This is a genomic window from Pseudoduganella albidiflava (assembly GCF_004322755.1).
Lineage (GTDB): Bacteria > Pseudomonadota > Gammaproteobacteria > Burkholderiales > Burkholderiaceae_D > Rugamonas > Rugamonas albidiflava.
The window spans coordinates 6,449,527-6,461,773 of sequence record NZ_CP036401.1 but is presented as its reverse complement, the minus strand read 5'-3'; the positions used below and the strand labels follow the sequence as shown (position 1 = coordinate 6,461,773).

17 protein-coding genes are annotated in these 12,247 nt (G+C 61.2%); 16 read left to right on the top strand and 1 reads right to left on the bottom strand.

What is annotated here, in order from left to right; all coding sequences use genetic code 11:
• Nucleotides 1-2 precede the first annotated feature (2 nt).
• The 14 genes from rplF (at nt 3) to dsbD (ending at nt 9,168) form a co-directional block, all read left to right on the top strand.
• Nucleotides 3-536 carry a 50S ribosomal protein L6 gene (gene rplF / locus EYF70_RS26760; RefSeq protein ID WP_131148092.1) on the top strand — a complete coding sequence of 178 codons (534 nt, stop codon included), beginning with the start codon at nt 3-5 and terminating at the stop codon, nt 534-536.
• Nucleotides 537-549: 13 nt separating this feature from the next.
• A complete protein-coding gene (gene rplR, locus EYF70_RS26755; RefSeq protein WP_130186542.1) occupies nt 550-912 on the top strand; it encodes a 50S ribosomal protein L18 in 363 nt (120 codons plus the stop codon).
• Nucleotides 913-922: 10 nt separating this feature from the next.
• Nucleotides 923-1,441 (top strand): 30S ribosomal protein S5, encoded by a 519-nt coding sequence (rpsE, locus tag EYF70_RS26750; RefSeq protein ID WP_050409755.1) that lies wholly within the window; start codon nt 923-925, stop codon nt 1,439-1,441.
• Nucleotides 1,442-1,445: 4 nt separating this feature from the next.
• Nucleotides 1,446-1,628, top strand: a complete 183-nt coding sequence (gene rpmD / locus EYF70_RS26745) for a 50S ribosomal protein L30 (RefSeq protein ID WP_130186541.1) — start codon at nt 1,446-1,448, stop codon at nt 1,626-1,628.
• Between the two features lie 27 nt (nt 1,629-1,655).
• The gene (gene rplO / locus EYF70_RS26740; RefSeq protein WP_130186540.1) at nt 1,656-2,087 is read left to right on the top strand and encodes a 50S ribosomal protein L15; all 432 of its coding nucleotides are present in this window, start codon (nt 1,656-1,658) and stop codon (nt 2,085-2,087) included.
• A gap of 27 nt (nt 2,088-2,114) precedes the next feature.
• Nucleotides 2,115-3,449, top strand: a complete 1,335-nt coding sequence (gene secY / locus EYF70_RS26735) for a preprotein translocase subunit SecY (protein ID WP_130186539.1) — start codon at nt 2,115-2,117, stop codon at nt 3,447-3,449.
• A gap of 25 nt (nt 3,450-3,474) precedes the next feature.
• Nucleotides 3,475-3,693, top strand: coding sequence for a translation initiation factor IF-1 (gene infA / locus EYF70_RS26730; protein ID WP_005663428.1), 219 nt, complete (start codon nt 3,475-3,477; stop codon nt 3,691-3,693).
• Between the two features lie 33 nt (nt 3,694-3,726).
• Nucleotides 3,727-3,840: a 50S ribosomal protein L36 gene (rpmJ, locus tag EYF70_RS26725; protein ID WP_005663407.1), complete on the top strand. Its 114-nt coding sequence runs from the start codon at nt 3,727-3,729 to the stop codon at nt 3,838-3,840.
• Nucleotides 3,841-3,854: 14 nt separating this feature from the next.
• A complete protein-coding gene (rpsM, locus tag EYF70_RS26720) occupies nt 3,855-4,220 on the top strand; it encodes a 30S ribosomal protein S13 (protein WP_130186538.1) in 366 nt (121 codons plus the stop codon).
• Nucleotides 4,221-4,234: 14 nt separating this feature from the next.
• Nucleotides 4,235-4,639, top strand: coding sequence for a 30S ribosomal protein S11 (rpsK, locus tag EYF70_RS26715; protein ID WP_028101645.1), 405 nt, complete (start codon nt 4,235-4,237; stop codon nt 4,637-4,639).
• 237 nt (nt 4,640-4,876) lie between these two features.
• Nucleotides 4,877-5,500, top strand: coding sequence for a 30S ribosomal protein S4 (rpsD, locus tag EYF70_RS26710; protein ID WP_131148091.1), 624 nt, complete (start codon nt 4,877-4,879; stop codon nt 5,498-5,500).
• A gap of 113 nt (nt 5,501-5,613) precedes the next feature.
• Nucleotides 5,614-6,591, top strand: a complete 978-nt coding sequence (locus tag EYF70_RS26705; protein ID WP_130186536.1) for a DNA-directed RNA polymerase subunit alpha — start codon at nt 5,614-5,616, stop codon at nt 6,589-6,591.
• A gap of 245 nt (nt 6,592-6,836) precedes the next feature.
• Nucleotides 6,837-7,235 carry a 50S ribosomal protein L17 gene (gene rplQ / locus EYF70_RS26700; RefSeq protein WP_130186535.1) on the top strand — a complete coding sequence of 133 codons (399 nt, stop codon included), beginning with the start codon at nt 6,837-6,839 and terminating at the stop codon, nt 7,233-7,235.
• Nucleotides 7,236-7,344: 109 nt separating this feature from the next.
• A complete protein-coding gene (dsbD, locus tag EYF70_RS26695) occupies nt 7,345-9,168 on the top strand; it encodes a protein-disulfide reductase DsbD (protein WP_229420579.1) in 1,824 nt (607 codons plus the stop codon).
• A 191-nt stretch (nt 9,169-9,359) separates the two neighbouring features.
• On the opposite strand, the gene EYF70_RS26690 is transcribed toward dsbD, so the two are convergent.
• Nucleotides 9,360-9,821, bottom strand: coding sequence for a Spy/CpxP family protein refolding chaperone (locus tag EYF70_RS26690; RefSeq protein WP_131148089.1), 462 nt, complete (start codon nt 9,819-9,821; stop codon nt 9,360-9,362).
• Nucleotides 9,822-10,017: 196 nt separating this feature from the next.
• Here EYF70_RS26690 and EYF70_RS26685 point away from each other — a divergent pair, with 196 nt between their 5' ends.
• Nucleotides 10,018-10,743: a response regulator gene (locus EYF70_RS26685; protein WP_131148088.1), complete on the top strand. Its 726-nt coding sequence runs from the start codon at nt 10,018-10,020 to the stop codon at nt 10,741-10,743.
• A 24-nt stretch (nt 10,744-10,767) separates the two neighbouring features.
• The gene (locus tag EYF70_RS26680; protein ID WP_131149371.1) at nt 10,768-12,123 is read left to right on the top strand and encodes an ATP-binding protein; all 1,356 of its coding nucleotides are present in this window, start codon (nt 10,768-10,770) and stop codon (nt 12,121-12,123) included.
• Nucleotides 12,124-12,247: the final 124 nt, after the last annotated feature.

The following is a 12,247-nucleotide window of genomic DNA, read 5'->3' as shown; positions in this document are numbered from 1 at the left end:
ACATGTCTCGAGTAGCTAAAATGCCGATCGCCGTGCCGGCTGGCGCCGAAGTCGCCATCTCCGCACAAGCGATCACCGTCAAGGGCCCGCTGGGCACCCTGACCCAGAGCCTGAACGGCCTGGTTAAAGTTGAAAACAACAACGGCACGCTGTCGTTCGATGTGGCCAACGAATCCCGTGAAGCGAACGCCATGTCCGGCACGCTGCGCGCACTGGTCAACAACATGGTCACCGGCGTCACCAAGGGCTTCGAGAAGAAGCTGTCGCTGGTCGGCGTGGGTTACAAGGCACAGGCACAAGGCGACAAGCTGAACCTGTCGCTGGGCTTCTCCCACCCGGTCGTGCATGCAATGCCGGCTGGCGTGACCGTGGCCACCCCGACCCCGACCGAAGTCGTGATCAAGGGTATCGACCGTCAACAGGTCGGCCAGGTTGCCGCAGAAGTTCGTGCTTACCGCTCCCCTGAGCCTTATAAAGGCAAGGGCGTCCGCTATGTGGACGAAGTGGTTAAGATCAAAGAAACCAAGAAGAAGTAATTAGGGGCTGACGATGGATAAAAAGCAATCTCGTCTGCGCCGCGGACGTCAAACCCGCATCAAGATCGCGCAACTGAAAGTGAACCGCCTGTCGGTCCACCGCACTAACCTGCACATTTACGCGAACCTGATCAGCCCGGACGCTAAAGTTCTGGTTTCGGCGTCTACCGTGGAAGCAGAAGTTCGCGCCGAACTGGCCGGCAAGTCGGGCAAGGGTGGTAACGCCGCCGCTGCCGCACTGGTGGGCAAGCGCGTCGCCGAAAAGGCAATCAAGGCAGGTATCACCGAAGTAGCGTTCGACCGCTCCGGTTTCCGTTACCACGGCCGTGTGAAGGCGCTGGCTGATGCCGCGCGTGAAGCCGGTCTGAAGTTCTAAGGGTACGATCATGGCAAAAATGCAAGCAAAAATGCAAAGCGACAAGCCGGATGACGGCATGCGCGAAAAAATGATCGCGATCAACCGCGTGACCAAAGTGGTCAAGGGTGGTCGTATCATGGGCTTCGCGGCGCTGACCGTGGTTGGTGACGGCGATGGCCGCATCGGCATGGGCAAGGGCAAGTCGAAGGAAGTTCCGGTCGGTGTGCAGAAGGCAATGGAAGAAGCCCGTCGCAACCTGATCAAGGTGCCTCTGAAGAACGGTACGCTGCAGCACACGGTGACCGGCCGCCATGGCGCCTCGCGCGTCATGATGAGCCCGGCCAAGCCTGGTACTGGCGTCATCGCTGGTGGCGCAATGCGCGCTATCTTCGACGTGATGGGCGTGACGGACGTGGTGGCGAAATCCACCGGTTCGAACAACCCGTACAACCTGGTGCGCGCCACCCTGGACGGCCTGTCGAAAATGAGCACTCCTGCCGAGATCGCTGCGAAACGCGGCAAGTCGGTAGAAGACATTCTGGCTTAAGGGGATGACCATGAGCACTATCAAAGTCAAACTGGTGAAGGGCCTGATCGGCACCCGCCAAGACCACCGCGCTACCGTGCGTGGTCTGGGCCTGCGCCGTGTCAACTCGGTTTCCGAGCTGCAGGACACGCCATCGGTACGCGGCATGATCAACAAGGTCGCTTACCTCGTTAAGGTTGTATCGTAAGCCCCGGCTTACGATCTGGAGAACACAATGGAATTGAATACCATTCAACCAGCCGAAGGCGCGAAACACGCCAAGCGCCGTGTTGGCCGCGGTATCGGCTCCGGCCTGGGCAAGACTGCCGGCCGTGGTCACAAAGGTCAGAAATCGCGTTCGGGCGGCTTCCACAAGGTCGGCTTCGAAGGCGGTCAGATGCCTCTGCAGCGCCGCCTGCCGAAGCGTGGCTTCAAATCGCTGAACGCAACCTTCAAGGCTGAAGTTCGCCTGTCCGACCTGAACAACCTGGCAGTCGGCGAAGTCGACCTGCTGGTGTTGAAGCAGGCTGGCGTGCTGTCCGTGCTGGCCCGCGACGTGCGCGTGATCGCATCTGGTGAAATCACTAAAGCAGTGTCCATCAAGGGCCTGAAAGTGACCGCCGGCGCGAAAGCAGCCATCGAAGCGGCTGGCGGCTCGGTAGCCTGAGACGCTTGAGCTTGAACGGAGCGAAAATTGGCGACTAATCCGCAGCTTGCTAAAAGTGCCGCAGCCGGTTTCCCCTGGAACCGTCTGTGGTTTTTGCTGGGCGCTCTGGTAGTCTACCGCATCGGGGCACACGTCCCGGTGCCGGGGATCGACCCGGTACAGCTGGCCGCACTGTTCAAGTCGCAAGAGGGTGGCCTGCTGGGCATGTTCAACATGTTCTCCGGCGGCGCCCTGTCGCGCTTCACGGTGTTTGCGCTGGGCATCATGCCCTACATCTCGGCCTCGATCATCATGCAGTTGCTGTCGATCGTGTCGCCGCAAATGGAAGCGCTGAAGAAGGAAGGGGAAGCTGGCCGTCGCAAGATCACCCAGTACACCCGTTACGCCACCGTGGGCCTGGCATTGTTCCAGGCATTCGGCATCTCCGTCGCGCTGGAAGCCCAGCCTGGCCTGGTGATCGATCCTGGCATGGCGTTCCGCTTCACCACCGTCGTGACGCTGCTGACCGGCACCATGTTCCTGATGTGGCTGGGGGAGCAGATTACCGAGCGTGGTCTCGGTAACGGCATCTCCATCATCATCTTTGCCGGTATCGCCGCCGGTCTGCCGAGCGCAATGGGTAGCTTGTTCACCCAGGTGTCGACCGGTGCGATCAGTGCGATCTCCGCCATCATCATCGTGATCCTGGTCGCAGCCGTGACCTATGTCGTGGTGTTCGTGGAACGTGGCCAGCGCAAGATCCTGGTGAACTATGCCAAACGTCAGGTCGGCAACAAGATCTACGGTGGGCAAACCAGCCACCTGCCGCTGAAGCTGAACATGGCAGGCGTGATTCCGCCGATCTTCGCATCGTCGATCATCTTGTTCCCGGCCACTATCGTGGACTGGTTCGCACGTGGCGCGGACAACAGCAACCCTGTTGTGCGCTTCCTGAAAGATCTGGCTGCTTCGTTGAGCCCAGGCGAGCCCATCCATGCACTGCTGTATGCTGTGGCAATCGTGTTTTTCTGCTTCTTCTACACCGCACTGGTGTTCAACAGCAAGGAAACAGCGGACAACTTGAAGAAGAGCGGGGCCTTTGTGCCAGGGATTCGTCCCGGTGAGCAGACTGCCCGTTACATCGACAAGATCCTGACCCGATTGACCCTGGCAGGCGCCGTCTACATTACCCTGGTGTGCCTGTTGCCGGAGTTTATGCAAGCCCAGTGGAAAGTGTCCTTTGTATTCGGCGGCACCTCCCTGTTGATCATCGTGGTCGTGACCATGGACTTCATGGCCCAGGTCCAGAACTACGTGATGTCGCAGCAATATGATTCACTGCTGCGCAAGGCGAACTTCAAGGGCGGCATTCCGACCCGCTAATTGGCAATGGCACGATAAGGTCACCATGGCAAAAGACGACGTCATACAGATGCAGGGCGAGATTCTGGAGAATCTCCCGAATGCAACGTTTCGAGTAAAGCTGGAAAACGGCCACGTGGTGCTCGGCCACATTTCGGGTAAAATGCGGATGAACTACATCCGCATTCTCCCCGGTGACAAGGTAACGGTGGAGTTGACGCCGTACGACCTCTCCCGGGCCCGTATTGTGTTCCGGACCAAGTAATTTTAAGTATCGAATCCAAGAAGAGAGTGCAAAATGAAAGTTAACGCTTCAGTCAAGCGGATCTGCCGCAACTGCAAGATCATCAAGCGCAAAGGCGTCGTTCGTGTTATCTGCGTCGAACCGCGTCACAAGCAGCGTCAAGGTTAATCGAGGAATAACGAATGGCACGTATTGCAGGGGTTAACATCCCAAATCACCAGCACACCGTGATCGGCCTGACGGCAATTTACGGTATCGGCCGTCCGCGCGCGCAGTTCATCTGCGCACAGACGGGTGTTGCTACCAACAAGAAGATCAAGGACCTGGACGACAGCGAGCTGGAAAAGCTGCGTGATGAGATCGGCAAGTTCGTTGTTGAAGGCGACCTGCGCCGCGAACTGTCCATGAACATCAAGCGTCTGATGGACCTGGGTTGCTACCGCGGCATGCGTCACCGCAAGGGCCTGCCGGTCCGCGGCCAGCGTACCCGCACCAATGCTCGTACCCGCAAAGGTCCGCGCAAAGCCGCTCAATCGCTGAAGAAATAATCTAGGAAACCACTATGGCCAAGCAACAAAGTAGCGCAGCAGCAGCGCGCGTTCGCAAGAAAGTCAAAAAGAACGTCGCTGAAGGCATCGCTCACGTTCACGCTTCGTTCAACAACACGATCATCACGATCACCGACCGCCAGGGCAACGCCCTGTCGTGGGCAACTTCGGGCGGCGCCGGCTTCAAGGGCTCCCGTAAGTCGACCCCGTTCGCAGCGCAGGTTGCTGCCGAAGCGGCTGGTAAAGTTGCGCAGGAATGCGGCGTCAAGAACCTGGAAGTGCGTATCAAGGGCCCAGGTCCTGGTCGCGAATCCGCTGTTCGCGCGCTGAACAACCTGGGCATCAAGATCACCGAGATCCAGGACGTGACGCCAGTGCCGCACAACGGCTGCCGTCCGCCGAAGCGTCGCCGCATCTAAGCACCATCGGATGCATTGACCATGGCCGGTTCCCCGCGAACCGGCCACCGTCACCCTGATGTAAAAATCGCTGGAACAGTTGATCGGAAACGGTTACACTGTCCGGCTATTTTTGCCTGTCGATTTTTCGTCGGCGGGCTTGTTGAGCCACCGTCTGACGGATTAGAGGGTCAGACTAGCGCCTGTTCGCATCCACCGATGTGATCCGGGGCGTCATTTATATTTAAGGAAAATACCGTGGCACGTTATATCGGACCAAAAGCAAAACTCTCCCGCCGTGAAGGCACTGACCTGTTCCTGAAGAGCGCCCGCCGCTCGCTGGATTCCAAGTGCAAGCTGGACATCAAGCCAGGCCAGCACGGCGTCAAGTCGGGTGCCCGCACCTCCGACTACGGCAACCAGCTGCGCGAAAAGCAGAAGGTCAAGCGTATGTACGGCGTGCTGGAACGCCAGTTCCGCCGCTACTTCGCCGAAGCCGACCGCCGCAAGGGCAACACCGGCGAAACGCTGCTGTCCCTGCTGGAAACCCGCCTGGACAACGTTGCTTACCGCATGGGCTTCGGCTCGACCCGCGCTGAAGCACGCCAGCTGGTCTCGCACAAGGCTTTCACCGTGAACGGCAATGTCGTGAACATCGCTTCGTACAACGTGAAAGTGGGCGACGTGATCGCCGTGCGCGAAAAGGCCAAGAAGCAGACCCGTATCCTGGAAGCGCTGTCGCTGGCAGAACAAGTCGGCATGCCGGCATGGGTGTCGGTCGATTCCAAGAAAATGGAAGGCACCTTCAAGTCGTTCCCGGAACGTAGCGAAATCGCTGCCGACGTCAACGAATCGCTGATCGTCGAACTGTATTCGCGTTAATCGCGGTTCGTAGCAAGCACAGAATCACCTGCCCACTCACCGAGTGGGCTTTTTCACTAATGCCATCAGCCTTATCGGTGTAACGAGCCGAGGGTAATGAAAAGGACATTTCAATGCAAAACAGTTTGTTGAAGCCACGTATCATCGACGTCGAAGCGCTGGGCGCCGGTCACGCAAAAGTCGTGATGGAGCCATTCGAGCGCGGCTACGGCCACACGCTGGGCAACGCCCTGCGTCGCGTGCTGCTGTCGTCGATGATCGGCTACGCGCCGACCGAAGTCACCATCGCCGGCGTCGTGCACGAGTACTCGTCGCTGGATGGCGTGCAGGAAGACGTGGTCGACCTGCTGCTGAACCTGAAGGGCGTGGTCTTCAAGGTCCACAACCGCGATTCCGTCACGCTGACCCTGAAGAAGGAAGGCGAAGGCGCCGTGCTGGCCTCGGATATCGACCTGCCGCACGACGTGGAACTGATCAACCCGGATCACGTGATCGCTCACCTGACCGCCGGTGGCAAGCTGGACATGCAGATCAAGGTCGAAAAAGGCCGTGGCTATGTGCCGGGTAACGTGCGCCGCCTGTCGGAAGACACCAACAAGACGATCGGCCGCATCATCCTGGACGCTTCGTTCTCGCCGGTGCGCCGCGTGTCGTATGCCGTGGAATCGGCCCGTGTCGAGCAGCGTACCGACCTGGACAAGCTGATCATCAACATCGAAACCAACGGCGTGATCACGCCGGAAGAAGCGATCCGCCAGTCGGCACGCGTGCTGGTCGACCAGCTGAACGTGTTCGCCGCGCTGGAAGGCACGGAAGCCACCGCCGAAGCACCGTCGCGTGCTCCGCTGGTCGATCCGATCCTGCTGCGTCCGGTCGACGACCTGGAACTGACCGTCCGTTCGGCGAACTGCCTGAAGGCCGAGAACATCTACTACATCGGCGACCTGATCCAGCGTTCGGAAAACGAACTGCTGAAGACGCCGAACCTGGGCCGCAAGTCGCTGAACGAGATCAAGGAAGTGCTGGCATCGCGCGGCCTGACCCTCGGCATGAAGCTGGAAAACTGGCCGCCAGCAGGCCTGGAGAAGTAATTCTGGTGGGGCGGCGATAAACCTACTGCGCGGGCACATTTCCGGCCTGCGATACTCGCCGTACGTGAGTACGGCTGCGTTTCTTAGCCGGAACTGAGCCCTGCTCGCTACGGTTTCTCGCCACCCTTCAGTTGCAATTGTTTTACCCGTCCGAGCATATTGCCCGGGCGCTTTTAACCTTATTAACCGACCCGCGCCATTGGCGATCGAAGAGTCCGGAATTAAACACCTCGAAAGGAAGTACCATGCGTCACCGTCACGGCCTCCGTAAACTGAACCGTACCTCGTCCCACCGTCTGGCAATGCTGCGCAACATGACTGTTTCGCTGCTGCGTCACGAAGCGATCAAGACCACTGTGCCGAAAGCCAAGGAACTGCGTCGCGTCGTCGAGCCGATCCTGACCCTGGGCAAGACCGACACGCTGGCCAACAAGCGCCTGGCATTCGCCCGCCTGCGCGACCGCGAAATCGTCCAGAAGCTGTTCGCTGAACTGGGCCCGCGCTACGCTACCCGCAACGGCGGCTACCTGCGCATCCTGAAGATGGGCTTCCGCGTCGGCGACAACGCACCGATGGCTTACGTCGAACTGCTGGACCGTCCGGAACCAAGCGACATCGAAGCAGCACCGACCGCTGAAGAGTAATCTCAGCCGTTACCTGAAAAAGCCGGGCTTGCCCGGCTTTTTCTTTTCCGCAACGCCTCATTCGCGCGTTTCGATATACCATCGCATGGTTCCCCCGCCGAGTCGCCGTATGTCTTTCCTTCCCCGCCTCCTGATCCTGTTCGCCGCCTTCCTGTCGCTGCTGGCACCCGCCCGCGCCGAGGAAGAGTTCCTGCCGCCGCACGTCGCCTTCCAGTTTTCCGCCCGCATGGCCGATGCGCAGACCATCGAAGCCACCTGGCGCATCGCCGAGGGGTACTACATGTACCGCGAGCAGTTCAAGTTCAGGGCGGCTGGCGCGCAGCTCGGCACGCCGCGGATCCCGCCCGGCAAGGTCAAGTTCGATGAAACCTTCAACAAGGACGTGGAAACCTACCGCCAGCGCGTGACGATCCGCGTGCCGGTCGAGGCGGCCGGCCCGTTCACGCTGACCGCCACCGGCCAGGGCTGTTCCGACAAGGGCCTGTGCTATTCGCCGCAGGATGCCACGGCGCAGTTGTCGCCGGCAGGCGGTCCGGCGTCCGCAGCCGGGGCTTTCGGCCTGCCCGCAATGAGCCGCCCGGGCGACGCGATGATGGATGCACCTGGCGACACACCGCCGGCAGCCACCGCGCAGGGCGAACCAGGCGGCGTTCCAGCGGGTGCGCCGCCCCCTCAAAGCGAGCTGGGCCGCATCGAACGCGCGTTGCAGGGCGGCCGCATGACCGTCATCGTGCCGCTGTTCCTGCTGCTCGGGCTGGGCCTGGCGTTCACGCCCTGCGTGCTGCCGATGGTGCCGATCCTGTCGTCGATCGTCATCGGCGAAGGCAAAGGGGCCGGCCGTGCACGCGGGCTGGCGTTGTCGCTGAGTTATTCGCTGGGCATGGCGATCGTCTACACCGCGCTGGGTGTCGCCGCCGGGCTGGCGGGCGAAGGCCTGGCCGCCGCGCTGCAGAATCCCTGGGTGCTGGGCGGCTTCGGCATGCTGCTGGTCCTGTTCGCGCTGTCGATGTTCGGCGTGTACGAACTGCAGGTTCCCGCTGCGCTCCAGACCCGGCTTGCCGCCGCGTCGGGCCGCCAGTCGCGCGGCAAGCTCGCGGGCGTGTTTGTCATGGGCGCCATCTCGGCCCTGATCGTCGGCCCCTGCGTGGCGGCGCCGCTGGCCGGCGCGCTCGTGTATATCAGCCAGACACGCGACGTGGTGATGGGCGGCACCGCGCTGTTTTCGATGGCGGCCGGCATGAGCGTTCCGCTGATATTGGCCGGTGTTTCGGCCGGCGCCCTGTTGCCGAAAGCGGGCGCGTGGATGGATGCGGTCAAGCGCTTCTTTGGCGTGTTGCTGCTGGCTATGGCATGGTGGCTGGTATCGCCCGTATTACCGGCAACAGTACAGATGGCCGGGTGGACAGTGCTGGGTATTGCCTATGGCATTTATTTACTGCGGCATCATAAAGGCTGGCCGGCGCAAGCCATCGCCGCGTTGTTCATCGGCTTTGGTATTGTCCAGATGATCGGCGTGGGCACTGGCGGGCGCGATCCCTTGGCACCGCTGGCGCATTTGCGCGAAGGCGCCGCCGATGAATTGCCATTCAAGCGGATCAAAAACGTGGCCGAGCTGGATCGTATTCTGGCCGATACCGGCGGCAAGACGGTGATGCTGGATTTTTACGCCGACTGGTGCGTGGCTTGCAAGGAAATGGAGAAACTGACGTTCAGCAAACCCGCGGTGCAGCAGAAACTCGGCAATACGATCTGGCTGCAGGTCGATGTCACCGCGAATAACGACGACGACAAGGCGCTGCTGAAACGCTTCAATTTATTCGGCCCGCCGGGGATTATCTTTTTCGACCGCAATGGCCGCGAAATCGCCGGCAGCCGTGTCATCGGTTTCCAGGATGCCGCGACCTTCGAGGTATCGTTGAGCCGGCTGAACTGACGTAACGAGCCAACCCCGAAAGCGCCCGCGTGGCGCTTTTTTTTCGCCCCGCAGCCGTCGAGAACGAGCCCAATCGGACCGCTTCGTGTCTTTGCGCGCCAATATCTGGCACGTTCACGCAGGATTCTGGCATGAAGCGGCCCCAAAAATGGGCGGCAGCGCCGCCCTTGTCACAACTTACGACCGGAGGCTCAACCGTGACGGTGCTGGTGTCCCTTGCGCTTGCCACGCAGCGAATGCTCGTCGAACACCTTCTGCTGGACCGGCGTCAGCGCCGCATAGAAAGTCTTCAATGCCGCCAGCCGGGTTTCCTGGTGCGCCACGCGTGCCTTCGAGAATTCCAGGCGTTTCTCCGCCCGCTGCGTCGCATTCAATTCCTTGAACGATGCGCGGTCTGCCCGGGCAATATCCTGGCGCGGCGCAATGGCGGCAAGATAGGTAGCCCAGGCCGCTTCCTGGTTCCTCGTCAATTTCAACGCCTCGTGCAATTTCTGCTGGCGCTTTTCAATCCGTTCGGCGCGTTTTACCGGATCGAACCGGGTTTCCGCATAAGTGCGCTGTTGCGGCGTTTCCTGGGCCGGGGCAGCCATTGCAGCGGAACCGATACTGAGCATCGTCAGGCCGACGATAATACTTTTACGCAGGATATTCATTTTAAATCCTTCAGGGGGTGAATTCGGATGTGCTCACAGCACTGCACGGAAAACAGTTTCTCAACGCAGTGTTTCCATGAAGTGTCCCGGCCGCCGCTTTTTGTATCCGATTGTTTCCTTGCAAACCGGCCAGCCATATACAAGACGATACAAACCGCCGTTGGTCTTCGCCTGCCGAAGTGGCGATAATTGGAGGATGGAACCCACACCTAGCATTTTGATCGTCGACGACGATCGCGATATCCGCACGCTGCTGGCGGATTACCTGGAGACCAACGGCTACAGTACTCATGGCGCGGCGGACGGCACCGCCATGTGGAAGCTGCTCGACGAGACCAAGCCCGACCTGATCGTGCTGGACCTGAACATGCCGGGCGAGGATGGCCTCACGCTGTGCCGCAAGCTGCGCGCGCATTCGAACCTGCCCGTGATCATGCTGACCGCGCGCAGCGAACCGCTGGACCGCATCCTCGGCCTCGAGATGGGCGCCGACGATTACCTGCCGAAGCCTTTCGAGCCGCGCGAACTGCTGGCGCGCATCCGCAGCGTGCTGCGGCGCAGTAACGCGATGCCGTCCGGCGGCATGGACAAGACGTCGCAGATCCGCTTCTCGAACTGGACGCTCGACCTCACCGCGCGCCACCTGCTCAATCCCGATGGCGTGGTGATCATGCTGTCCGGCGCCGAGTTCCGGCTGCTGAAGGTGTTCCTGGAACACCCGAACCGCGTGCTGAACCGCGACCAGCTGCTGAACCTGACCCAGGGCCGCGATGCCGACCCGTTCGACCGTTCGATCGACATCCAGATCAGCCGCTTGCGGCAAAAGCTGGGCGAAGATGCGCGCGTGCCGCAGATCATCAAGACCGTCCGCAACGGTGGCTATGTGCTGGCCGGCACCGTGTCGGTCGAGCCGCGCGCGTGAGCGGGCCGCATTGACGTGGGCACACTGAAGAATTTCGTCAATTCGATGACCGGGCGCGTCTTCCTCGCGCTGATGGTCGGCATCGTGGCCTCGGCCGCGCTCACGCAGTGGCTGGCCATCAACGAACGCCAGCGCACGCTGGAACGTTACCGGAATTACCATTCGCTGGAACGCGCCGAGCAGATCATCGAAACCACCGATGTGGTGCGCCCGGAATCGCGCGCGCAATACCTGGCCGTGTCCAGCAAGAGCAGCATGCGGCTGGAAATCGCCAACGACAACGACCTCACGCTGCATCCCGCCACCGAGTTCTCCGCGGCGCTGGCGCAGCGCCTGCCGCGCGATTTCCAGGTGATCGCGATGGCCGAAAAACCGCCGCAGTGCGACCAGCGCACCAGCACGATGACGCTGTTCGGCCCCGGCCCGTGGCGCGGCACCTGCGAGTCCGTCAAGGTGGTGATGACGGATGGGCAAGTCTTGAAGCTCTCGGTACTGCCGCCGCGCGGCTCGATCCCCACCGGCCACAACGAATACGCCGTCTTCGTGCCGTTCCTGCTGTGCATCGCGATCCTTGCTTACTTCGTCACGCGGATGGCGGTGCGGCCCGTCAAGCAGCTGGCCCAGGCGGCCAAGGACCTGGGCAACGATATCAACAAGCCGCCGCTGGAACTGGTCGGCGCGGCGGAAATCCGCCAGGCGAGCGCCGCGTTCAACGCGATGCAGGGCCGCATCCGCCAGCACATCATCCAGCGCACCGAAATGCTGGCGGCGATCACGCACGACCTGCAGACGCCGCTGACGCGGATGCGCCTGCGCCTGGAAAAGGTCAGCGATGCCGACTTGCAGAACAAGCTGATCGGCGACCTGTCGGCGATGCAGCAGATGATCCGCGAGGGCCTCGACCTGGCGCGCAGCATGGATACCACCGGCACGATGCAGAAGCTGGATCTCGACTCGCTGCTGGACAGCGTGTGCGCCGATGCCATCGACGCCGGCCAGCCGGTCGAACTGAAAGGCAGGGCAGGCATGGCGCTGCTGGGCCGGCCGCTGGACGTGCAGCGCTGCCTCGTCAACCTGATCGACAACGCCGTCAAGTATGGCCAGAAAGCCCACGTGACGGTCGAGCGGCTGGCCGGCGCGGCCCGCATCCGCATCCGCGACGAAGGACCGGGCATTCCGCAAGACCAGCTGGCGCGCGTGTTCGAACCGTTCTACCGGGTAGAAACGTCACGCTCGCGCGAATCCGGCGGCACGGGCCTGGGCCTGACGATCGCCCGCAATATCGCCGAACAGCACGGCGCCACGCTGAGCCTGGCCAACGGCGATGCCGGCGGCCTGGAAGCGGTGCTGACCTTGCCCGAGTTCTATGCCGGGAAATAGCCGGCCGAACCGGCCGGTCAACGCGGCAGGTCAACGCGGCAGGCAATGGCCTGCACGTAACGACGCGGTAGCAGTTCGATGCGACAATGTCCGATTAGTTCCGCAGGGAAATAATCCAATCATC